The sequence below is a fragment of the Streptomyces sp. XH2 genome (assembly GCF_049725035.1).
GTDB classification, from domain to species: domain Bacteria; phylum Actinomycetota; class Actinomycetes; order Streptomycetales; family Streptomycetaceae; genus Streptomyces; species Streptomyces roseoverticillatus.
Genome location: NZ_JBMMMZ010000004.1, coordinates 84,169 through 105,989 on the forward strand (window position 1 = coordinate 84,169; position 21,821 = coordinate 105,989).

Annotated in this window: 21 protein-coding genes and 1 pseudogene; 16 read left to right on the top strand and 6 right to left on the bottom strand. The window is 74.1% G+C overall.

All coding sequences use genetic code 11. From position 1 onward, the window contains the following. Position 1 precedes the first annotated feature (1 nt). Positions 2 to 2,224, top strand: coding sequence for a HelD family protein (locus ACOTKD_RS09855; protein WP_424888490.1), 2,223 nt, complete (start codon positions 2 to 4; stop codon positions 2,222 to 2,224). Between the two features lie 223 nt (positions 2,225 to 2,447). Here the strand turns inward: ACOTKD_RS09855 and ACOTKD_RS09860 are convergent, their stop codons facing one another. Next, positions 2,448 to 2,966, bottom strand: coding sequence for a hypothetical protein (locus ACOTKD_RS09860; RefSeq protein ID WP_424888491.1), 519 nt, complete (start codon positions 2,964 to 2,966; stop codon positions 2,448 to 2,450). A gap of 149 nt (positions 2,967 to 3,115) precedes the next feature. On the opposite strand from ACOTKD_RS09860, the gene ACOTKD_RS09865 reads away from it, so the two are divergent. From ACOTKD_RS09865 to ACOTKD_RS09875, 3 genes are all read left to right on the top strand, one after another. After that, the gene (locus ACOTKD_RS09865; RefSeq protein ID WP_424888492.1) at positions 3,116 to 3,868 is read left to right on the top strand and encodes an HAD family hydrolase; all 753 of its coding nucleotides are present in this window, start codon (positions 3,116 to 3,118) and stop codon (positions 3,866 to 3,868) included. Then, positions 3,865 to 6,249 (top strand): glycoside hydrolase family 65 protein, encoded by a 2,385-nt coding sequence (locus tag ACOTKD_RS09870; protein ID WP_424888493.1) that lies wholly within the window; start codon positions 3,865 to 3,867, stop codon positions 6,247 to 6,249. The genes ACOTKD_RS09865 and ACOTKD_RS09870 overlap by 4 nt, the downstream gene beginning before the upstream one ends. Before the next feature lie 61 nt (positions 6,250 to 6,310). Continuing rightward, the gene (locus ACOTKD_RS09875; RefSeq protein WP_424888494.1) at positions 6,311 to 7,495 is read left to right on the top strand and encodes a MalY/PatB family protein; all 1,185 of its coding nucleotides are present in this window, start codon (positions 6,311 to 6,313) and stop codon (positions 7,493 to 7,495) included. Between the two features lie 21 nt (positions 7,496 to 7,516). On the opposite strand, the gene ACOTKD_RS09880 is transcribed toward ACOTKD_RS09875, so the two are convergent. Then, positions 7,517 to 7,720 (bottom strand): cold-shock protein, encoded by a 204-nt coding sequence (locus ACOTKD_RS09880; protein WP_424888495.1) that lies wholly within the window; start codon positions 7,718 to 7,720, stop codon positions 7,517 to 7,519. A gap of 250 nt (positions 7,721 to 7,970) precedes the next feature. Between ACOTKD_RS09880 and ACOTKD_RS09885 the strand changes: the two genes are divergently transcribed. Genes ACOTKD_RS09885 through ACOTKD_RS09895 form a run of 3 tightly spaced genes read left to right on the top strand, consistent with a single transcriptional unit; the run spans position 7,971 to position 10,121 of the window. Then, positions 7,971 to 9,089, top strand: a complete 1,119-nt coding sequence (locus ACOTKD_RS09885) for a GNAT family N-acetyltransferase (protein ID WP_424888496.1) — start codon at positions 7,971 to 7,973, stop codon at positions 9,087 to 9,089. A gap of 14 nt (positions 9,090 to 9,103) precedes the next feature. Beyond that, complete coding sequence (locus ACOTKD_RS09890) at positions 9,104 to 9,343, top strand: DUF6372 family protein (RefSeq protein ID WP_424888497.1); 240 nt, start codon at positions 9,104 to 9,106, stop codon at positions 9,341 to 9,343. Positions 9,344 to 9,383: 40 nt separating this feature from the next. Beyond that, positions 9,384 to 10,121, top strand: a complete 738-nt coding sequence (locus ACOTKD_RS09895; RefSeq protein WP_424888498.1) for a dienelactone hydrolase family protein — start codon at positions 9,384 to 9,386, stop codon at positions 10,119 to 10,121. Positions 10,122 to 10,197: 76 nt separating this feature from the next. On the opposite strand, the gene ACOTKD_RS09900 is transcribed toward ACOTKD_RS09895, so the two are convergent. Continuing rightward, entirely contained in the window at positions 10,198 to 10,749 is a 552-nt protein-coding gene (locus ACOTKD_RS09900; protein ID WP_424888499.1) for a hypothetical protein, read from the bottom strand. Positions 10,750 to 11,062: 313 nt separating this feature from the next. Here ACOTKD_RS09900 and ACOTKD_RS09905 point away from each other — a divergent pair, with 313 nt between their 5' ends. The 4 genes from ACOTKD_RS09905 (at position 11,063) to ACOTKD_RS09920 (ending at position 14,376) form a co-directional block, all read left to right on the top strand. Continuing rightward, positions 11,063 to 11,944, top strand: coding sequence for a LysR family transcriptional regulator (locus ACOTKD_RS09905; RefSeq protein ID WP_424888500.1), 882 nt, complete (start codon positions 11,063 to 11,065; stop codon positions 11,942 to 11,944). A gap of 98 nt (positions 11,945 to 12,042) precedes the next feature. After that, positions 12,043 to 13,182, top strand: a complete 1,140-nt coding sequence (locus tag ACOTKD_RS09910) for an S-(hydroxymethyl)mycothiol dehydrogenase (protein ID WP_424888501.1) — start codon at positions 12,043 to 12,045, stop codon at positions 13,180 to 13,182. Beyond that, the gene (locus ACOTKD_RS09915; RefSeq protein ID WP_424888502.1) at positions 13,179 to 13,808 is read left to right on the top strand and encodes an MBL fold metallo-hydrolase; all 630 of its coding nucleotides are present in this window, start codon (positions 13,179 to 13,181) and stop codon (positions 13,806 to 13,808) included. Before ACOTKD_RS09910 ends, ACOTKD_RS09915 begins: the two co-directional genes overlap by 4 nt. Positions 13,809 to 13,986: 178 nt before the next feature. Then, positions 13,987 to 14,376: a VOC family protein gene (locus tag ACOTKD_RS09920; RefSeq protein WP_424888503.1), complete on the top strand. Its 390-nt coding sequence runs from the start codon at positions 13,987 to 13,989 to the stop codon at positions 14,374 to 14,376. A gap of 124 nt (positions 14,377 to 14,500) precedes the next feature. On the opposite strand, the gene ACOTKD_RS09925 is transcribed toward ACOTKD_RS09920, so the two are convergent. Beyond that, the gene (locus tag ACOTKD_RS09925; RefSeq protein WP_424888504.1) at positions 14,501 to 15,508 is read right to left on the bottom strand and encodes an alpha/beta hydrolase family protein; all 1,008 of its coding nucleotides are present in this window, start codon (positions 15,506 to 15,508) and stop codon (positions 14,501 to 14,503) included. Further along, positions 15,505 to 16,425: a zinc-binding dehydrogenase gene (locus ACOTKD_RS09930; protein ID WP_424888505.1), complete on the bottom strand. Its 921-nt coding sequence runs from the start codon at positions 16,423 to 16,425 to the stop codon at positions 15,505 to 15,507. The genes ACOTKD_RS09925 and ACOTKD_RS09930 overlap by 4 nt, the downstream gene beginning before the upstream one ends. 89 nt (positions 16,426 to 16,514) lie before the next feature. Here ACOTKD_RS09930 and ACOTKD_RS09935 point away from each other — a divergent pair, with 89 nt between their 5' ends. The 5 genes and pseudogenes from ACOTKD_RS09935 to ACOTKD_RS09955 all read left to right on the top strand — a co-directional run. Beyond that, positions 16,515 to 17,441: a LysR family transcriptional regulator gene (locus ACOTKD_RS09935; RefSeq protein ID WP_424888506.1), complete on the top strand. Its 927-nt coding sequence runs from the start codon at positions 16,515 to 16,517 to the stop codon at positions 17,439 to 17,441. Between the two features lie 166 nt (positions 17,442 to 17,607). After that, a complete protein-coding gene (locus ACOTKD_RS09940) occupies positions 17,608 to 18,141 on the top strand; it encodes a 2Fe-2S iron-sulfur cluster-binding protein (RefSeq protein WP_424888507.1) in 534 nt (177 codons plus the stop codon). Then, a complete protein-coding gene (locus ACOTKD_RS09945; RefSeq protein WP_424888508.1) occupies positions 18,138 to 19,139 on the top strand; it encodes an FAD binding domain-containing protein in 1,002 nt (333 codons plus the stop codon). The genes ACOTKD_RS09940 and ACOTKD_RS09945 overlap by 4 nt, the downstream gene beginning before the upstream one ends. Further along, the gene (locus ACOTKD_RS09950; RefSeq protein WP_424888509.1) at positions 19,136 to 21,205 is read left to right on the top strand and encodes a xanthine dehydrogenase family protein molybdopterin-binding subunit; all 2,070 of its coding nucleotides are present in this window, start codon (positions 19,136 to 19,138) and stop codon (positions 21,203 to 21,205) included. Before ACOTKD_RS09945 ends, ACOTKD_RS09950 begins: the two co-directional genes overlap by 4 nt. A gap of 54 nt (positions 21,206 to 21,259) precedes the next feature. After that, a pseudogene (locus ACOTKD_RS09955) lies at positions 21,260 to 21,547 on the top strand (PhzF family phenazine biosynthesis protein); the annotation flags it as partial. A 24-nt stretch (positions 21,548 to 21,571) separates the two neighbouring features. Here ACOTKD_RS09955 and ACOTKD_RS09960 read toward each other — a convergent pair. Then, positions 21,572 to 21,697: a DUF6126 family protein gene (locus ACOTKD_RS09960; protein WP_424888510.1), complete on the bottom strand. Its 126-nt coding sequence runs from the start codon at positions 21,695 to 21,697 to the stop codon at positions 21,572 to 21,574. Positions 21,698 to 21,821: the final 124 nt, after the last annotated feature.

The following is a 21,821-nucleotide window of genomic DNA, read 5'->3' on the forward strand; positions in this document are numbered from 1 at the left end:
CATGCGCAACGAGCAAGAATTCATCGATCTGCTCCACGAGCGGCTCGCCGAACTGCGCGCCGGAGCCGAGGCGGCGGTGGCGCAGGCCCTGGCCCGGGGAGGCAGCACCTTCCAGGCGCGGCTCGAACGCGACGTCATGGTGGCCGAGCAGTCCGGGCTCCTCTCCGCGTTCAACGCCGGCGAGCGCGGCCTGTGCTTCGGCCGGCTCGCGTTCCGCGACGGCCGCGACCACCACATCGGCCGCATCGGCATCCGGCGCGACGACGCTGACCGCACCCCGCTGGTCATCGACTGGCGGGCCGAAGTGGCGCGCCCCTTCTACCTCGCCACCGGGCACACGCCCATGGGGCTGCGGCGCAGGCGCCACATCACCACCGAGGGCCGCCGGGTCACCGCCCTGCACGACGAGATCCTCGACCTCACCGACACCGAGCGCACCGGGCACGAGGGCTCCGACGCGGACGCCGTGCTGCTCGCCGCGCTCGACGCGGCCCGCACCGGCCGGATGCACGACATCGTCCAGACCATCCAGGCCGAGCAGGACCGCATCATCCGCGCACCGCAGCGCGGCGTCCTCGTCGTCGAGGGCGGGCCGGGCACCGGGAAGACCGTCGTCGCCCTGCACCGCGCCGCCTACCTGCTGTACGCCCACCGCGAGCAGTTGTCCCGGCGCGCCGTGCTCATCGTGGGCCCCAACCCCGCGTTCCTGGGCTACATCGGCGAGGTGCTGCCCTCGCTCGGCGAGACGGGCGTGCTGCTCGCCACACCCGGCGAGCTCTTCCCCGGCGTGACGGCGACCGGGACCGACACGCCGCGGGCCGCCGAGGTCAAGGGCGCCGCCGCGATGGCGGACGCCCTGGCCGCGTACGTCCGCGACCGGCAGACCCTTCCCGACCCCGCGATCGTCATCGACCACGAGGACGGCGAGCTGCTGCTGGACGCCGACATCGCCTCCGACGCGCGCCACCACGCCCGCGAGACCAAGCTGCCGCACAACCTCGCCCGCCCGTACTTCGCCTTCCACGTCATCGACGCCCTCACCCGGCAGCTCGCCGACCGCATAGGCGCGGACCCCTACGGCGGGCCGAACTTCCTCGGCCCGGACGACATCGCCCAGCTCGGCAAGGCCGTCGCGGCCAGCCGGGAGGTGCACGCGGCGATCGACGAGCTGTGGCCGCAGCTCACGCCCCGTCAGCTGGTCGCGGACTTCCTCACCCAACCCGCCCACCTGCCCGCCGCGGACGCCGAGGCGATCCTGCGCACCGGCGGCCCGTGGACACCGGCGGACGTCCCGCTCCTCGACGAGGCCGCCGAACTGCTCGGCGAGGACGACTCGGCCGCCCGCGCCGCCGCCGAGGCCGAGCGGCAGCGGCGGGTCGCGTACGCCCAGGGCGTGCTCGACCTGTCGTACGGCTCGCGCACCCAGGAGTTCGAGGACCGCGAGGACGACGATTCGGAGGTGCTCGCCGCGCACGACCTCGTCGACGCCGAGCGGCTCGCGGAGCGGCACGAGGAGGAGGACCACCGCAGCGCCGCCGAGCGCGCCGCCGCGGACCGCGCCTGGGCGTTCGGCCACATCATCGTGGACGAGGCGCAGGAGCTGTCCCCGATGGCGTGGCGGCTGCTCATGCGCCGGTGCCCGACCCGCTCCATGACGCTGGTCGGCGACCCGGCGCAGACGTCCGAGCCGGGCGGCTGCGGAGCGTGGGCACCGATCCTGGAGCCCTACGTCGGCGATCGCTGGGAACACGTGCGGCTCGGCGTCAACTACCGCACGCCGGCCGAGATCATGGAGGTCGCGGCGGGCGTGCTGCGCGCCGCGGACCCGTCGTTCGAGCCGCCGCGCTCGATCCGCTCCACGGACGTGCGCCCCTGGGCGCACCGTGCCGCGGACCTGCCGGGCGCGGTCGCCGCGGCCGTGGCCCGGGATCTGCCGCGGGACGGCCGCCTGGCCGTGATCGCCCCGCGGGCGCACCACGCGGCCCTGGCGGCCGCGCTCCCCGGCGCGTCGTACGGCCCGGCACCGGACCTGACCCGGCCGGTCGTGCTGCTGGACCCCCGGCAGGCCAAGGGCCTGGAGTTCGACGCGGTGGTCGTGGCGGAACCGGCGGAATTCGGCGTGAGCGACCTGTACGTGGCGCTGACCCGCGCGACGCAGTCGCTCGGGATCGTCCACACGGGAACGCTCCCGGCGGGGCTGGAGGCCGTGACGCCCGTGCACTGACCACCGGGCCGGTGCGTCAGCAGACCGGGTGCCCCGCCCCTCCCCCGCCGCAACGATCAACCCCCGCGGAGCGGACCGGCGGTGCCGAGCTGTGATCAGCCCCGGCCGAGGCCGCCCCGGCACCGCCGGACACCACCGCGGGGGTTGCTCACCACGGCGGCGGACTCGGGTGCCGCGGCACCGGAAAGCCGAGGTGCCGCGCGCCGGGCCGCCCCGCTCGCCGTCAGGCGCCCTCCGCAGGAGCCTCGTGCCACGCGCCCGTGACCGCCGCGACGACCACCGAGCCGATGACGATCAGCCGGTGGGTCAGTGCGTCGAGCTGCTGCCGCTGGGCGGGCGGGAGGTGCCAGTCCTCCCACCACGTGACCTGCTCCTGGGTGCGCGGCGTGGGCGACTCGGCGGCCCATGCCTCGCGCAGGTGGGCGGCGAGCGGGGTCACGGCGCGGGCGTGCTCGGCGTAGGCCGAGATCAGGGCCGTCATATGACTGACCGGCAGGTGGCCGTACCACTGGTTGCGGAGGTTCTCGGCGAGGGCCGCCACGTCCTCCAGCCACAGCACGTGCTGGGTGATCCAGCCCTGCGGGTCGGTGCTGCGCGGCATGTCCGGCAGCAGGCGCGGCTCCAGCGCGTCACGGTGGGAGAGGAACGTGCGGCCGAGGGCCACCTCGTCGTCATGGGGGATCCAGACACGCTCGCCCAGGGCGACCGCGGCGGCATCGACAGCATCAACAGGATGGGTCATTTGATCACTTTACGGGTCTGAACGGAGCACTCCGCACGCCCCTGCCCGGGCGTGCGCGGCCGTTGGGTGGACGGGGCGGCTGGTGGGCGACGGGCGCAAGCGAGTGTATGCGCCGGGCGCACGCCCGCCCGACGGGGCATCATGGCCGCATGACGAGCCTCGGCCTTCCCGAGTCCATTCGCGCATGCCTGTTCGATCTCGACGGGGTGCTGACCCGGACGGCGACCGTGCACGCGGCCGCCTGGAAGGAGATGTTCGACGCCTTCCTGAGAGCGCGGGACGGCGAGGGCTTCCGCCCCTTCGACGCGGTGGAGGACTACGACCAGTACGTGGACGGCATGCCGCGGGCCGACGGCGTGCGTTCGTTCCTCGCCTCGCGGGGTATCCGTCTGCCCGAAGGGGCCCCGGACGACCCGCCCGGGCGGGACACCGTCCAGGGCCTCGGCACGCGCAAGAACGCGATCGTCCTGGAGAAGATCAAGGAGATGGGCGTGGAGGCGTACGAGGGCTCCGTGCGCTACGTGCACGCGGCCCGCGCCGCCGGGCTGCGCCGGGCCGTCGTCTCCTCCAGCGCCAACTGCCACGACGTGCTCGTCGCCGCGGGCATCGACGACCTGTTCGAGGTGCGGATCGACGGCGTGGTCGCGGCCGAGCGCAAGCTGCCCGGCAAGCCGCACCCGGACACCTTCCTGGAGGCGGCCCGGGAGCTCGGGGCGGAGCCGGGGCGAGCGGCGGTCTTCGAGGACGCGCTGGCGGGCATGGAGGCGGGCCGGGCGGGCGCCTTCGGCTACGTCGTCGGCGTCGACCGCGTCGGCCAGGCCGAGGCCCTGCGCAGCCACGGTGCGGACGTGGTGGTCCAGGACCTGGAGCAACTGCTGGGAGAGGCGGGCGAGCACACGTGATCACCCATCCGGCCTATGCCGTCGAGCCATGGTGCCTGCGCGAGACCGCGCTCAACCTGGAGGTGCTGCCGCAGAGCGAGTCCGTCTTCGCCCTCGCCAACGGCCACATCGGCTGGCGCGGCAATCTGGACGAGGGCGAGCCGCACGGCCTGCCGGGCTCGTACCTGAACGGGGTGTACGAGCTGCGGCCGCTGCCGTACGCCGAGGCCGGCTACGGCTATCCGGAGTCCGGGCAGACCGTCATCGACGTCACCAACGGCAAGGTGATCCGGCTGCTCGTCGACGACGAGCCCTTCGACCTGCGCTACGGCCGGCTCCTCCACCACGAGCGGGTGCTGGACTTCCGCACCGGCCTGCTGGACCGCACCGTCGAGTGGACCTCGCCCTCCGGCCGCACGGTGCGGGTGCGCTCCACCCGGCTCGTGTCCTTCACCCAGCGCGCGGTCGCCGCCATCGCCTACGAGGTCGAGCCGGTCAACGGCGACGCGCGGATCGTCCTGCAGTCGGAGCTGGTGGCCAACGAGCAGCTGCCCAGGGCCGCCGGGGACCCCCGGGTGGCGGCCGTGCTGGAGTCCCCGCTGGTGGCGGAGGAGCACTCCGCCGACGGGGACGTGCTGCGGCTGGTGCACCGGACCCAGCGCAGCGGGCTGCGGATCGCGACCGCCGCCGTCCACGCCGTGGACGGCCCGCAGGACACGCGCACGTACGCGACGAGCACCGATGACCTCAGCCGGTACACGGTCACGTCGGTGCTGCGCCCCGGGCAGCGGCTGCGGCTGGAGAAGACCGTTGCCTACGGCTGGTCGGGCACCCGTTCCCTGCCGGCGATGCACGACCAGGTGGACGCGGCGCTGGCGGGCGCGACCAGCACCGGCTGGCAGGGGCTGTGCGCCGAGCAGGAGCAGTTCCTGCGGGAGTTCTGGGAGCGCGCGGACGTGGAGGTCGACGGCGACGCCGAGATCCAGCAGGCCGTGCGCTTCGCGCTGTTCCACGTGCTGCAGGCGGGGGCGCGCGCGGAGTGCCGGGCCATCGCGGCCAAGGGGCTGACCGGCCCGGGCTACGACGGGCACAGCTTCTGGGACACCGAGACGTTCGTCCTGCCGGTGCTCACGTGCACCGCCCCGCAGGCGGCCGCGCAGCCGCTGCGCTGGCGCCACGCCACCCTGCCGGCCGCGCTCAACCGCGCCCAGCAGCTGGGCCTGAAGGGGGCGGCGTTCCCCTGGCGGACCCTCAACGGCGACGAGTGCTCGGCGTACTGGCCGGCGGGCACGGCGGCGTTCCACGTCAACGCGGACATCGCGGACGCCGTGGTGCGCTACATGCACGCCACGGGCGACACGACCTTCGAGCGGGAGGTCGGCCTGGAGCTGCTGGTCCACACCGCACGGCTGTGGCGCTCCCTGGGCCACCACGACCACCAGGGGCGGTTCCACCTCGACGGGGTGACGGGCCCGGACGAGTACAGCGCCATCTCCGACGACAACGTCTACACGAACCTGATGGCCCAGCAGAACCTGCGGGCGGCGGCGGACGCGGCCGAGCGCCACCCGGACCTGGCCCTGGACTTCGGCGTGGACGACGAGGAGACCGCCGAGTGGCGGGACGCGGCGGAGCGGATGAACCTGCCGTACAACGAGGTGCTCGGCGTCCACGAGCAGTCCAACGGCTTCACGGGCCACCAGCTGTGGGACTTCGCGGGGACCCGCCCCGAGCAGTACCCGCTGATGCTGCACTTCCCCTACTTCGACATCTACCGCAAGCAGGTGATCAAGCAGGCGGACCTGGTCATGGCCATGTACCTGCGCGGGGACGCCTTCACCGCCGAGGAGAAGGCCCGCAACTTCGCCTACTACGAGCCGCTGACGGTGCGCGACTCCTCCCTGTCGGCGTGCGTCCAGGCCGTCATGGCCGCCGAGGTGGGCCAGCTGCGGCTGGCGTACGACTATCTCGGCGAGGCGGCGATGATGGACCTGTCCGACCTGGAGAGCAACACGCGCGACGGCCTGCACATCGCCTCGCTCGCGGGCGCGTGGATCGCCCTGGTCGCGGGCTTCGGCGGGCTGCGCCACTGCGACGGCTCGGTCGGCTTCGCGCCGAAGCTCCCGGAGCAGCTGGGCCGGCTGGCGTTCACGGTGCAGGTGCTGGAGCGCCGGCTGCGGGTCGAGATCACGGGACCGGAGGCCACGTACGAGCTGGTGGACGGCGACACGCTGGACATCGAGCACTACGGCGAGCCGGTGACGCTGAAGCAGGGCGCGGTGGTGACCCGGCAGGTGCCGCAGGTCCCCGAGCCCCCGGCGGTGGGGCAGCCCGCGGGACGGCACCCCGCGCACCGGGGCTGGGCGGCGGCGGGACGCCGCGAGAGCGGGACGGCGGAGTGAGCACGCGGCACGAGCGCCGCCCCTCTACCGGTGCCGCACCCGCGTTCGCACAATGACCCCCATGTCCTACGACTCATACGACGACGTGTCCGGCGGCGGGACGCATCCCCTGCGCAGGCTCTCCCTCGGCGAGCTGCAGCGCCGTACGAGCGCGAAATGGCGCGCCTACCCGCCGGACGTCCTGCCGCTGTGGGTGGCCGAGATGGACGTGATGCCCGCCGCGCCCGTGGCGCGGGCGCTCACCGAAGCGGTCGCCCTGGGCGACACGGGCTACGCCTCCGGCACGGCCTACGCGGAGGCGCTGGACGCGTTCGCCAGGAAGCGCTGGGGCTGGGACGGCGTGGCGGTCGAGCGCACGGCGACCGTCGCGGACGTCATGCGCGGCTCGGTCGAGGTACTGAAGCTGGTGACAGGGGCGGGCGACGCGGTCGTCGTCAACCCGCCCGTGTACCCGCCGTTCTTCGGCTTCCTGGAGCACGAGGACCGGCGTGTGGTCGAGGCCCCGCTGGGTCCGGACGGGCGGCTCGGCACAGCGGCCCTGGAGGCGGCGTTCCGGCAGGCCGCGGCGGGCGGGCGGCGGGCCGCGTACCTGCTGTGCAACCCGCACAACCCGACCGGCACGGTGCACACGCGGGCGGAGCTGGCGGCCGTGGCCGAGCTGGCGGGCGCGTACGGCATACGGGTCGTGGCCGACGAGATCCACGCCCCGCTGGTGCTGCCGGGCGCGGAGTACGTGCCGTACCTGTCGGTGCCCGGTGCGGAGGACGCCTTCGCCCTGCTCTCCGCGTCGAAGGCCTGGAACCTGGCCGGGCTCAAGGCGGCCGTGGCCGTCGCCGGCCCGGCCGCCGCGGACGACCTGGCGCGGCTGCCCGGGATCGTCAGCCACGGCCCGAGCCACTTCGGGGTCCTCGCGCACACGGCGGCGCTGCGGGACGGCGGCGAGTGGCTCGACGCCGTCCTCGCGGGGCTGGACGAGAACCGGCGGCTGCTGGGCGAGCTGCTGGAGCGTCACCTGCCCGGCGTCCGCTGCCTGCGGCCGGAGGGCACCTACCTGGCCTGGCTGGACTGCCGGGCGCTCGGGCTGGGGGACGATCCGGCCGCCGTGTTCCTGGAGCGCGGCAGGGTCGCGCTGACCGGCGGGCTGCCGTTCCGCACGGGCGGGGCGGGGCACGTGCGGCTGAACTTCGCGACCTCGCCGGAGCTGCTCACCGAAGGGGTGCGCAGGATGGCGGCGGCCCTGCCGTAGGACGGCCGGGGGCGTCCGGGGTCACTGGCGGACGACGTTCTCCGCCTGGGGCCCCTTGGGCCCCTGCGTGACGTCGTAGGAGACCTTGTCCCCCTCGTAGAGCTCCTTGAACCCCGTCGTCTGGATGGCGGAGAAGTGGACGAACACGTCCGGGCCGCCGTCGTCCTGCGTGATGAAGCCGAAGCCCTTGTCCGCGTTGAACCACTTCACCGTGCCTGTTGCCATGTGCTTCCAGTCCTTCGTCCTTCTCGCGCGGCGCGACGGGATCGCCGCGCCGGCCGTGACCGGTGACGGCCGGCCCGGTCCCTCACCTTTCCCCGCCGTGCGGGCGGAGATGCCCTCCGTACTCCCCTCTTCACCCCTTCGGAGGGAAAGCCGCCGCTTCCCGGCTCCCGCCCTCGTTTGCCCCCATTTGGCGGCGCGCCGCCGCTATATTCGACGGTGTCCGTGACCGCGGAGCGGCGGAAAGGACCAAGTGATCGGCTCGTACGCGTACGCATCACTGCCGGAAGCGACCGCGCGCCATCCCCTGGCCCCGGCGCGCGGCCTGTACAGCAGCGACTCCTGGCTGGAGCTGCTGCGGGAGCACGGACACCGGTACCGCTGGCTGCTGATGTGCGCGCGGGAGCGCGCGGCGGCCCTCGCCCCGGTCACCGACGGGCCGGCCGTGCAGGCCGGGCGCTACCGCCCGGGGTTCCTCCTCGACGAACGGCTCCCGGCCGAGCGCTGCGTCGTCGCCGGGCCGCGCACCGGCTATCTCAACGAACTCCGCTACGGGCCGGAGCGGCTGCCGGCCGCCGAGGTCGCCGAGGGCCTGCTCGCCGGGGAGCACCGGGAACGCCCTCCGGGCGTCGCCCTCCTGCCGTACCTGCCGAGCGGGCCCGCGGCCGCCTTCGAGACCGCGGGCCACCCGGCCGGTCTGATCGCGTGGGACGCCTGGCTCGACGTGCCCGGCACCGGCTTCGACGGCTACCTCGCCGGCCTGGAGAAGACCCACCGCAACCAGGTCAAGGACGACCTGCGGCGCTACACCATGGCGGGCGTCGCCTTCTCCACCCGCCCGCTGACCGGACCCGACGACGAGATCGGCGACCTGCTGGTGCTGCACGAGCGCATGTACGGCACCGTCTACGACCGTCCCGGCGGGCGCTTCTCCCGCTATCTGGCCCGCTGCGCCGAGCTCCCCGGCGCGTACGTCGTGCGGGCGCGGCTCGCCGGCCGCACGGTCGGCTGCCACCTGGTCTTCCACTACCGCGACGTGCTGTGGGTGCGGCTGATCGGCGTGGACGAGAGCCGTCCCGGTACGCGCGGCTGCTACTTCGGCCTGATGTTCTACGAGCCGCTCCGGCTGGCCCACGAGCTGGGGGCCCGCGCCGTGCACCTCGGCATCGGCACGTCCCGGGCCAAGGCGCGGCGCGGCGCGCGGCTGGAGCCGCTGTGGACGGTGGCCGTCACCGAGGCGGGCCGGGTGCGCGACCTGGCGCGCGAGGGTCTCGCGGCCCGGGCCCTGAACCTGCCGGACCCGGCGCCCGAGGCGGACGGGCCGGTGCCGCAGTCGCCGTCGGCGTGGGGAAGGCCGTCATGGACCACCTGAGATAAAATACCCATATGTCAGTTTTCGGGAGTCTGAAACGGGCGCCCGTCCCCTCCATGGGCTCGGTGGAGCAGGTCGAGCCGTGCCACTGCGTGTGCACCCTGGCGCACCACGGCATGACGCACATCTGCTCCGAGGAGGCCTATCCGGACCTCGCCCTGACCCTCCGGGTGCCCGCCCTGGGCAGCGTGTCGTTCCCCGTCTGCGAGGCCTGCTACGACGCGGCGTCGCCGCGCTGGCACCACCGGTCCTGAACCGCCCCCGCTCCGGCCGTTGTTGACATACGGTTCAGGAATGACCGAACAAGTCGATCTGTCGGAGTTCAGCACCCGGTACGGCGGTCTCCCCGGTCTCCGGGGTTTTCTCGCGCGGCCTCCGGGGGACGGGCCGCGGCCGGGAGTGGTCGTCCTCTTCGAGGCGTCGGGCGCGGACGCGGTCAACAAGAGGCTCAACGAGCGGATGGCCGAGGCGGGTTACCTGGCCCTGATGCCCGACCTCTACCACGGCCGGTCCCCGTACCGCTGTCTGGTGCCGACCATGCGGTCGGTCTTCTCCGGCCGCGGCCGGGTCTACGGCGACATCGAGGCGGCCCGGCAGTGGCTGCTGGCCGACCCCGGCTGTACGGGCAAGGTCGGGGTCATCGGCTTCTGCATGGGCGGTGGCTTCGCGCTCGTGCTGGCCGGTCAGGGGCGGTACGACGCGGCGGCGGCCAACTACGGCCGGGCGCCCTCGGACGCGGACGGGGCGATGAAGGGCGCCTGCCCGGTGATCGCCAGCTACGGCGCCAAGGACCGGGCCTTCCGGGGCTACGCGGCCACGATCCGGACGGCGCTGGAGCGCGCCGGCGTCGAACACGACGTCAAGCTCTACCCGGATGCCGGGCACTCGTTCTTCAACGAGGCCGACAACGTGCCGCCGGCGCTGCGGCCGGTCATGCGCGCCGTCATGGGCATCGGCCCCGAGCCGGCCTCCGCCGCGGACGCCTGGCAGCGGATCGAGGCGTTCTTCGGCAGGCACCTGGCCGCGGACTGAGCGGACCGGGCCCGGCCAGGGCGCGCTCCTGGCCGGGCCGGACCTACGGCGTGGTGCTGCGGTGGTCCAGCGTGGGTCAGTGCCCGGCGCGGGCCGCCTTCGCGGGGGCCGCCGGCGTCTTGCAGGCGATGTCCGTGCCGATGGAGCTGACGCCGTCCTTCTTGGCCTGGCCGCCCTGGTACTCGTAGTACAGGTAGGTGTAGAACTCGATGCGCCGGCTCGGGCCGCACGCCGAGTCCGCGGCGATGTTGTACTTCAGGGTCACGGTGCGGCTGGCGCCGGGGAGCACCGGCACGTTGTAGTTCATGGAGCCGCTCTGCTTGCCCGTGACGTCGCAGCGGGTCACGTCACCCGTGCAGGAGGCGAACGCGTACTTGAGCGCGGGGTCCTGCGAGGTGTTCCACGTCGGCTGTATCGACTGGTACACGAACTGGGTGTTCGTGGTCTGGTCGTTGGTGAACTTCAGGGTGATGGTGACCGTGTCGCCCGGCGAGGCGGACGCCTTGTCGGCGGTGACCGTCATCGGCGGGGTGTCCGCGGCGGAGGCCGACGGAGCCATGCCCATGAGGGCGACGACAGAGGCGAGAGTGGCGGACAGCCCGAGGCGTCCGAACGTGTGTCTGCGCATGGCGAGGGAGATTAGACAGACACCTCGCGTCCTGACTGCACCACAGGTAGAGGATTGGCCACTGCCGGAACGCCCGCCGCGCCCTCCTGACCAGGTGCGAGCCGTGAGGCCGTGGTTCCGCCAGTGACGTAGTTGGCCGGGAAAGATCCTCGGGACGGGTGTGGCAGGGGTTGTGGATGGCCGACTCGCGGCGCCGGAAGGCCCCGTATCGGCCAGGGACGGGAACGGTCCGGAGGGAGAGACGCGACGGCGGCGCCGGGCGGTTCCCGGTGGGCGGGAGGGAATTCTCATCCAGCACCTACGATGCTGAATCATGGAACTCCGACACCTTGAGCACTTCGTGGCGGTCGCCGAGGAGCAGCACTTCACGCACGCGGCCGAGCGGCTGCGCGTGGCCCAGTCCGGGGTGTCGGCCTCGGTGCGGGCGCTGGAACGGGAGCTGGGCGCCGAGCTGTTCCTGCGCACGACGCGGCGGGTGGGGCTCACGGACGCCGGGCGGGCGCTGCTGGTGGAGGCGCGGCGGACGCTGGCGTGCGCCGCGGCCGCCCGGGAGGCCGTCGCGGCGGTGCAGGGGCTGATGGGCGGCACGCTGTCGGTGGGCACCGAGCAGTGCATGGGCACGGTCGACGCCGCCGCGCTGCTGGCCTCCTTCCACGCGCGCCACCCGCAGGTCGAGGTGCACATGGAGCAGGCGGGTTCGGGCCGGCTGCTGGAGCAGGTGCGGCGCGGCGAGCTCGACGTGGCGTTCGTCGTGCACGACGGGCTGCACGAGGGGGTGCGGCTGCGGCGGGTCGCGGAGGAGCCGCTGATGCTGCTCTGCCGGGCGGATCATCCGCTGGCCGGGACCGGTGGGCCGGTGCCGGCGGCGCGGCTGGCCGGCGAGGTGTTCGTGGACCTCCACCCGGACTGGGGCGCGCGCCGGGCCGCGGACCTCGCGTTCGCCGACGCGGGCGTGGCTCGTAAGGTCGCCCTGCAGGTCAACGACGTCTACACGCTGCTCGATCTGGTCTCGCGCGGCCTGGGCGCGGCGGTCGTGCCGCGCCCGGTGACGCTCAAGGAGCAGGCGCGCGGGCTCAGTGCCGTACCGCTGGCGGGGCCCACGCGGTGGAAGGTGGCCGTCGCCGTGCCGGCGGCGGGTCAGCCGACGGCCGCCGCCCGGGCCCTGCTCGCCATGATTGATCATCAGGACTGCTGAATGTGATCGGGAAGGGATGTTGGACACCGCACGGATTCCCGCGCAGAGTGGAGGGCGGTCCGACGCAGAGATCCGACCACCGAGAAAGGCAGCACCCCATGGCGCAAGAAGTACGCGGTGTCATCGCCCGAGGCAAGGGCGATCCGGTACGGGTCGAGACGATCCTCGTCCCGGATCCCGGCCCGGGCGAGGCCGTCGTGAAGATCCAGGCATGCGGGGTGTGCCACACCGATCTGCACTACCGGGAAGGCGGAATCAACGACGAGTTCCCGTTCCTCCTCGGCCACGAGGCCGCGGGTGTGGTCGAGTCGGTCGGTGCCGGAGTGACCGAAGTGGCTCCGGGCGACTTCGTCATCCTCAACTGGCGCGCCGTGTGCGGGCAGTGCCGGGCGTGTCTGCGCGGCCGTCCCTGGTACTGCTTCAACACGCACAACGCCCAGCAGAAGATGACGCTGACCGACGGCACGGAGCTCTCCCCCGCGCTGGGCATCGGGGCCTTCGCCGAGAAGACCCTGGTGGCCGCCGGGCAGTGCACCAAGGTCGACCCGGCCGCCTCGCCGGCCGCCGCCGGCCTGCTGGGCTGCGGCGTGATGGCCGGCCTGGGCGCCGCGATCAACACCGGCGCCGTGGGCCGGGGCGACTCCGTCGCCGTCATCGGCTGCGGCGGCGTCGGCAACGCGGCCGTCGCCGGGGCCCGGCTGGCCGGCGCCGCGAAGATCATCGCGGTGGACCTCTCCGACGCCAAGCTGGAGCAGGCGAAGGGCCTGGGCGCCACCCACACCGTCAACTCGTCCTCGGTGGACGCGGTCGAGGCGATCCGCTCGCTGACCGGCGGCTTCGGCGCCGACGTCGTCATCGACGCGGTCGGCCGCCCGGAGACGTACCGCCAGGCGTTCTACGCGCGCGACCTCGCCGGGACCGTCGTTCTGGTGGGCGTGCCCACGCCGGAGATGAAGCTGGAGCTGCCGCTGCTGGACGTCTTCGGGCGCGGCGGCGCGCTGAAGTCGTCGTGGTACGGCGACTGCCTGCCGTCCCGGGACTTCCCCCTGCTCATCGACCTCTACCTGCAGGGCCGCCTCGACCTCGACGCGTTCGTCAGCGAGACGATCGCGCTGGACGAGGTGGAGGAGGCCTTCCACCGCATGGAGAAGGGCGAGGTGCTGCGCTCGGTGGTGCTGATGCCGGGAGCGGAGACCTCGCCCCGCGCGACGCCGACGACCACGCCGGGGACCGTGTGATGGCCCGCATCGAACACCTCGTCACGTCGGGAGTGTTCGCGCTCGACGGCGGCGTCTGGGACGTCGAGAACAACGTGTGGCTCGTGGGCGACGACGAGGAGGTCCTCGTCATCGACGCCGCCCACGACGCGGCCGCGATCGAGAAGGCCGTGGGCGGCCGCCGCCTGACCGCGATCGTCTGCACCCACGCGCACAACGACCACATCGACGCGGCGCCGGAGCTCGCGGCCCGCACGGGCGCGCCCGTGCTCCTCCACCCGGCCGACCGCAAGCTGTGGGAGCAGACCCACCCGGGCACCGCCCCCGACGGGGAGCTGGCGGACGGCCAGGTGCTGACCGTCGCGGGCACCGCGCTGACGGTGCTGCACACGCCCGGCCACTCCCCGGGCGGCGTCTGCCTGCACGCCCCGGAGCTCGGCACCGTGTTCACCGGCGACACGCTCTTCCACGGCGGGCCGGGCGCGACCGGCCGGTCCTTCTCCGACTTCCCGACCATCGTCGACTCGATCCGGGAGCGGCTGCTGTCGCTGCCGCCGGCGACCGTGGTGCGCACGGGGCACGGGGAGAACACGACGGTCGGCGGCGAGGCGCCCGCCCTGCCGGAGTGGATCGCGCGCGGGCACTGAGGGCAGGGCCGGCCGGGAGCCGGCGGAAGGGCCCCTGACCAGTCCTCACGGAGTAGGTCCGAAGCCCCATGACATCTCCCGGGCGGCCGCTTAGGGTCGTTGACGGACATCGGTCTCTTCCACCATCCGGGTGGGAGGGGGGCCGGCGTCCGGGAGATGCCTGTGGAGGCATTGCATCGTGTCAGTCGAGCTGAATCACACCATCGTTCATTCCCGGGACAAGCACGAGTCCGCCGAGTTCCTGGCGCACATCCTGGGCCTGGAGGTCGCGCCGGAGATGGGGCCGTTCGTCCCCGTCGTCACCGGCAACGGCGTCGCGCTGGACTTCGCCACCAGCGACCAGCCCGAGAACATCGTCCCGCAGCACTACGCGTTCCTGGTGCCGGAGGAGTCCTTCGACGCCGTCTTCGCGCGGATCGAGGAGGCCGGCCTGCCCTACTGGGCCGATCCGTACCGCACCCGCCCGGGCGAGATCAACCACAACGACGGCGGCCGGGGCGTCTACTTCCCCGACCCCTCCGGCCACTACCTCGAGGTGCTCACCCGCCCGTACGGCAGCGGTTCGTAGGACCGCGTGAGCGAAGGGGCCCCGGGCCGGGAACGGCCCCGGGGCCCCTTCGCGTCAGCGCAGGGCGTAGCCGCCGTCCGGTACGCGGGACGCGGACTCCGCCCCGGCCGGACCCCACCGTTGATCATTTCATTCCGGTGGCGGGTGCCTCCTCCGTCAGTGCCCGCTGGATGTGATCGGTGAGGCGGGGCAGCCAGTCGGGCCGGGCGTTCCCGAGGAGGTGGTCACCGTGGGGGACGGACAGGTAAGTGCCGTACGGTGCCTGACACGCCAGCGGCTCGCCGTTCGTCACGCCGGGAATGACGTCTTCGCCACCGTCCACGACCAGCAGCGGGGCCGTGATGCGGGGTGCCAGTGCGGCGAGGTCCACGTGACCGGCGAACGCGCGGGCGGCGTCGGTGCCTCCGGTGCGCCGGGCCATGATGTCCCGTACGGGCGGGGGCAGTTCCTCCCAGTCGAGGCGGAAGGGGCCGCTGACGGTCGCGACCGCCGCCACCCGCGGCTCCAGTGCCGCGGTCCGGGCCGCGAAATAGCCGCCCAGGCTGAGGCCGACGAGCCCGATGCGTGGGACGCCGAGGGCGTCGATGACCCGGCCCACGACCTGCTCGTAGTCGGGCCGGAGGAAGGACGTGGCCGCGAGCGCCCCCTGCCCGGGGCCGTCCATCGCGAACACCGCCAGCCCCCTGGCCAGCAGCGCGGACACCAGATCCAGGAACTCCTCCTTGGCCGAGTCCAGGCCGGGGACGACGACCACGGTGCCGGGCGCGTCCGAGGGGCCGCGCAGCAAGCCGGTGAAGCCCTCGCCGCTCACGCGCCGCGCACCGGGCTCCAGCGCGGCGAGGGCGCTGCCCAGGGCACGGTCCGCTGCGGCGGCCGCGCGGTCCGCCTCCGCGGACGGCGCGAGCGTGGCGAGGTGGAACCAGCGGGCCGCCATCAGCAGGTGCTCACCCGCCGACACGGCCGATCCCGCGTCCTCGGCGCGCTCCAGGTAGGCCTGTCCGGTGCGCAGGAAGGACGGCCCCCAGTCGGCTACGGAGGTGAGGCCACCGGTGACGCGGCGGTATTCGTGGGGGTCCACGCCCGCACCGGTGGCGCGTGTCCACTGGGCGGCGGCGAACTCGGAGGGGGTCATCGTCCTTCTCCCGTCAGCAGTACGGCCTTGCCGCGTATCCGGCGCTCCCTCAGGTCGACCAGCGTGCCGGCCGTCTCCGCCCAGCCGGCGATCCGGCCGATCTCCGGGTGCAGCCGCCCCTGTTCCACGAGGCGTACCAGTGCGGCGAGATCGGATCCGTACGGGGCGCCGGCGTAGTGGAAGTGCTGGATCGTGACGCGCTCGGGCCCTTGGAGGAGCTCGAAGAAGTCGAGGGTGACCGGGGCGCGGCTCGCCTGCCCGAACCACACGAGCATGCCGCCCGGGCGCGCTTTGAGGAGGGCGGCCGGCAGGCCGGGGCCTCCCGTGGACTCCAGCACGACATCGAACGGCCCGCGTGCCGCGGCGATGTCGTGCACCACCTCCGCGCCCATCGCGGCGAGCGCCGCGCCGCGCGCCGGCGTGGCCGTCACCGCGGTCAGCTCGGCTCCGGCCGCGACGGCCAGCTCGGTGACGTAGTGGCCGACGCCGCCGGAGGCGCCGGTCAGCAGCACCCGCCGGCCCGTCAGCGAACCGGCCGTGCGCAGCAGCCGCAGGGCGGTGATCCCCGCCAGCGGCAGGGCCGCGGCCCGTACGCTGTCGACGCCGTCCGGGAGCGCCGCGAGGGAGTGCGTGGGCACGGCGGCGTACTCGGCCCAGCCGCCCAGCGCCGGATGCCCGACCACGCGAGTGCCGATGCCGGGGCCCGAGCCGTCGGCCGCGGCCTGCACGACGAGCCCCGCGACGTCCTTGCCGGGCAGCAGTCCCGGCCGCGGGTCTTCGAGGAGGAACGTCTCGCCCCGGTTCGGCGCGAACGCCTCGACCTTGATCAGCGCTTCGCCGGGCCCCGGGACGGGCTGGGGCGCTTCGGCGAAGGCGACGGGACGCGCCGCTTCCCCCGTGGGAATCAGTCTTTGCATGCCCGGCATGCAACCCCGGGCACCGCCCCGCGATCCAACAACCCACCAGAGAGGCCGACAACCTTTGGTTGTCACCTATGGTGAGAGCCATGGATCTCGATGTGGCGCAGGTACGTGCCTTCGTCCGCGCCGCGGAGGAACTGCACTTCGGGCGGGCGGCCGGGACGCTCGCCATCTCCCAGCAGGCGCTGTCCAAGCGGATCGCCCGGCTGGAATCCCTGCTCGGCACCGCGTTGTTCGAGCGGGGCGGCAACGGGGTGCGCCTCACCGACGCCGGACGCCGCTTCCTCCCGCCGGCCCGGCACACCGTGGCCGCCGCCGACGCCGCGGTCGCGGCGGTGGCCGGGGAGAACCGCCCGCTGCGCGTGGACGTCTGGGGGCACCTCTACGCGCCGATGCGTACCCTGGCCCAGCTCGCCGGACGGGCCGGCGAGCTGGTGCCGGGGCACGGGCGCGACCTGCCGTCGGTGACGGCCGCGCTGATCGACGGCGACATCGACGCGGCCTTCGGCCGGGTCCACCCCCCGCTGCACGCCGGGCTCACCCACCGCCTCGTCCGCCTCGAACCGGTGGACGCCGTCCTGAGCACGGCCCACCCGCTCGCGGCCGAGCCCGCACTGCGGCCGGACCAGCTGCGCGGCAGCGTGCTGTGGTCACCCGGGGCGCTGGACCGGCTCGACTTCCTCCACCAGTTCGCCGAGCGCTTCGGCATCCGGGACAGGACCGCGGGCGTCAACCTGGGCCTCGTCCATTTCCTCACCGAGGTGGCGGCATCCGCGGCCCGCTTCTCACTGCTGCCCGCCGACGTGCCGCTGCCGAAGATCCCCGGGCTGCGGTCCGTCCCCCTGGTCGATCCGACACCGCTGTACGCGTGGTCCCTGCTGTGGCGCACCGGAAACGGCCATCCCGGCCTGAACGACCTCACCGCCGCCTGCGCCACGGAAGCGGGACGAAGCCGGTGGCTGGAGTACGACCCGGCCCGCGACTGGCTCCCGGAGCCGCCGGCGCCGGCGTGAACACCGGCCGGCGCCGGGCAACGGCCGGTCTCGGTGTTCCCAGGGACATCCAGGTGGCCGAGCCCGCCTGGACCGAACGGGTGCACCGCCGCGCGAGCGCGTTTGCGGGTGGGTGGAGCGGGGACCTCGTGACGGTGTCGGGCGGGATACAGGGAAGCGAGGCGCCGTGGAGCCACCGCAGACCAGCTCCGCCGTGACCCTGCGCGTCAACGGCGTCCGGCATCGTCTTCCCGGCCTCGACCACCGCACGACCGTGCTCGACGCGCTGCGCGAGCACCTGGGGCTGACGGGGGCCAAGAAGGGGTGCGATCACGCGCAGTGCGGGGCGTGCACGGTGCTGGTGGACGGGCGGCGGGCGAACAGTTGCCTGCTGCTGGCCGTCGCGCACGACGGGGCGGAGGTCACCACCGTGGAGGGCCTGGCCGATGGGGACGCACTGCATCCGCTGCAGGAGGCGTTCCTGGTGCGCGACGGGTTCCAGTGCGGCTACTGCACGCCGGGGCAGCTGTGTTCCGCGGTGGGGATGATCGCCGAGGCGGGCGAGGGCGCGCCGTCCGTGGTGACGGGCCCCGGGGCAACGGCCGCCGGCGTGCCCGTTCCCCTGACTCCGGAGGAGATCCGTGAGCGGATGAGCGGGAACCTGTGCCGGTGCGGCGCGTACGGGAACATCGTCGCCGCCATCGAGGACGTGACGCGGTGAGGGCGTTCGCGTACACGCGCGCCGGGGGCGTCGACGAGGCGATCGCGGCCCTCGTGGCCTCGCCCGGCGGGATGTTCCTCGGCGGCGGTACGAACCTGGTGGACCTGATGAAGCTGGGGGTCGCCTCCCCCGGTCTGCTGGTGGACATCGGCCGGCTGCCGCTCGCGGAGGTCCGGGAGACGCCCGACGGCGGCCTGCGCATCGGGGCGAACGTCCGCAACAGCGACCTCGCCGCTCACCCCGCCGTGCGGGCCCGCTACCCCGCGCTGTCCCAGGCGGTGCTGGCGGGCGCCTCCGGGCAGATCCGCAACACGGCCACGACGGGCGGGAACCTCCTCCAGCGCACCCGCTGCCTGTACTTCCAGGACGTGTCCAAGCCGTGCAACAAGCGGGAGCCGGGCAGCGGCTGCCCCGCCCGCGAGGGCGTCCACCGCGACCTGGCCGTGCTCGGCCACTCGGCGGCGTGCGTCGCCACGCACCCCTCCGACATGGCCGTGGCCCTCGCGGCGCTCGACGCGGTCGTGCACCTGCGCGGCCCCGGCGGCGAACGCACCGTTCCGCTCTGCGGCTTCCACCGGCTGCCCGGTGACGAGCCGCACCGCGACACGGTCATCGAGCCCGCCGAGCTCGTCGTGGCCGTCGGGCTGCCGGCCCCGCCCGCGGGGCGCTCGGCGTACCGGAAAGCGCGCGACCGCGCCTCGTACGCCTTCGCGCTCGCCTCCGTCGCCGCGGCGCTCGACGTCCGTGCCGGAGTCGTGGAGGAGGTCCGGCTGGCTTTCGGGGGGCTGGCCCACAAGCCGTGGCGGGCGCGGGTGGCGGAGGAGGCGCTGCGCGGCGCCCCGGCCACCGAGGAGTCGTTCGTAGGGGCCGCGGAGGCCGAGCTGGCGGCGGCCGAGCCGCTGCGCGACAACGCCTTCAAGGTGCGGCTGGCCCGCAACCTGGCGGTGCGGGTGCTCGGCGACCTCGCCGCGCCCGCTGAGGAGGCGACCGCACCGTGAGCACCCCCGGTCCCGTACGCCTCGAAGGCCGCGAGAAGGTCACCGGTTCGGCCCGTTACGCCGCGGAGCACACCCCGCCGGGCACGGCGTACGCGTGGCCCGTCCCCGCCGCGGTCCCGCGCGGCCGGGTCGTGGCGGTCGACTCCGGCGCGGCGCTGGCCGAGCCCGGTGCCGTGGCCGTCCTGACGCACGAGAACGCGCCGCGGCTGAAGGACACGGACGACGGCACCCTGCTGGTGCTGCAGAACGACCGGGTGCCGCACCGCGGCTGGTACGTGGCGCTGGCGGTCGCCGACACGCCGGAGGCCGCCCGCGCCATGGCGGCCGCGGTCCGTATCTCGTACGCCCCCGAGGAGCACGACGTCGTGCTCACGCCCGGCCACCCGGGCCTCTACGTCCCCGAGACGGCCAACGCGGGCGTCCCGGGCGTCCGGGAGCGGGGCGACTTCGACGGCGCGTACGCGAGCGCGCCCGTACGCGTCGACGCCACGTACACGATGCGCGCCCTGCACAACCACCCCATGGAGCCGCACGCCACGACGGCCCGCTGGGAGGACGGCCGGCTCGTCGCGTACGACTCCTGCCAGGGCGCGAACGCCGTGCAGGAGACGCTGGCCGGTCTGTTCGGCATGGCCAAGGAGCGGATCACGGTCGTCGCCGAGCACGTGGGCGGCGGCTTCGGCTGCAAGGGCACGCCCCGGCCGCAGGTCGTCCTCGCCGCGATGGCCGCCCGGCACACCGGCCGCCCCGTCAGGCTGGCGCTGCCGCGGGCCCAGCTCGCGGCGGTCGTCGGGCACCGGGCGCCGCTCGTGCAGCGGCTGCGGATCGGGGCGGGCGAGGACGGTGTGATCAGCGCGCTCGCGCACGAGGTCACCACGCACACCTCCACCGTGCGCGAGTTCGTGGAGCAGGCGGCGGTCCCGTCGCGCGCCATGTACGTCTCGCCGAACAGCCGCACCACGCATAGGGTCGTCGCGCTCGACGTCCCGAGCCCGTCGTGGATGCGGGCGCCCGGCGAGGCCCCCGGGATGTACGCGCTGGAGTGCGCGATGGACGAACTCGCCTGTGCCGCCGGGGTGGACCCGGTCGAGCTGAGGGTGCGCAACGACACCGCGGCCGAACCGGACAGCGGGAAGCCGTACAGCAGCCGGCACCTGGTGGAGTGCCTGCGCGAGGGGGCGCGCCGCTTCGGCTGGGACGCGCGCGATCCCCGCCCGCGCTCGCGCGCCGAGGGCCGGCTGCTCACCGGTACCGGGGTGGCCTCCTCCTACTACCCCGTCTACCTCATGCCGTCCTCCGCGGAGGCGCACGTCACCGAGACCGGCCGCTACCGCGTGCGGATCAACGCCACCGACATCGGCACGGGCGCCCGCACCGTCCTCGCGCAGGTCGCGGCCGACGCGCTCGGCGTGACCCTCGACCGGGTCGCCGTCGAGATCGGCAGCAGCGCCCTGCCCGCGGCGCCGCTCGCCGGCGGCTCCGCGGGCACCGGCTCGTGGGGGTGGGCCGTGCACAAGGCCTGCCGCACGCTGAACGGGATGGTCGACGCGCGCGGCGGGACCGTGCCGCCCGGCGGCCTGACCGCCACGGCCGACACCGAGGGCGACGTCCCGTCCGACCCGCCGCACGCGAAGGCGGCCTTCGGCGCGCAGTTCGCGGAGGTGACGGTCGACACCGACACGGGAGAGGTACGGGTCCGCAGGCTCCTGGGCGTCTTCGCCGCCGGCCGGATCCTCAGCGCCCGCACGGCGCGCAGCCAGTTCATCGGGGGCATGACGATGGGGGTGGGCATGGCGCTCCTGGAGGGCAGCACCATGGACCCGCGGTTCGGCGACTTCGCGGAGCGGGATTTCGCCTCGTACCACGTGCCGACGCACGCGGACGTCCGCGGCGTCGAGGCGCACTGGATCGACGAGACGGATCCCCTGCTCAACCCGATGGGCAGCAAGGGCATCGGCGAGATCGGCATCGTCGGCACGGCCGCGGCGGTCGCCAACGCGGTCCACCACGCGACGGGCGTCCGGGTCCGGGACCTGCCGATCCTGCCGGAGAAGGTGCTGGGCTGAGCGAGCGGGGGGCGCGCGGCCCCGGGCCCGGGTTCCGGCCGGCCGCACGCACGGCGCGCCCGCGGCTGGACCACGGTGATGCTGGTGTGGAGGGAGAGCGAGCGGGTGTTCCACGCGCGCAACCCGTTCCCGGTCGGCGGGGTCGTGGAGGACCCGGCCACGGGGGCGGCGGCCGCCGCCTTCGGGGGCTACCTGCGGGCCGTCGGCGCGGTCCGCGAGCCCGTCACGGTGCGGATCCGGCAGGGCGAGGACATGGGGCGGCCGAGCGAGCTGCTGATCGCCGTCGACCCGGCCGACGCGCGTACGCGGGTGACCGGGCAGGCGGTGCCGATCACCGCGTGAGGGGACGGCCCGCGGGGCGCGCGATCACTTGTCGGCGTGCCCGCCGAGGTAGAACAGCAGCCAGATGAAGCCGGCGAAGAGGTGCGTGATGAACACGTAGACCAGCACCCGCAAGGCGATCTGGCGCTCCGCCCGCTTCTCGCCGTTCATGACGGGCCTCCTCCTGACCTGTGCGGTTTCCGCGTCGGCGCTCGCCGCTCGGGGAACGCGATTCTACGCGTAGGGCACGGCCGGGGTTTTACGGAGGGCGACCGCAGGAGGGATGCCGGAGAGG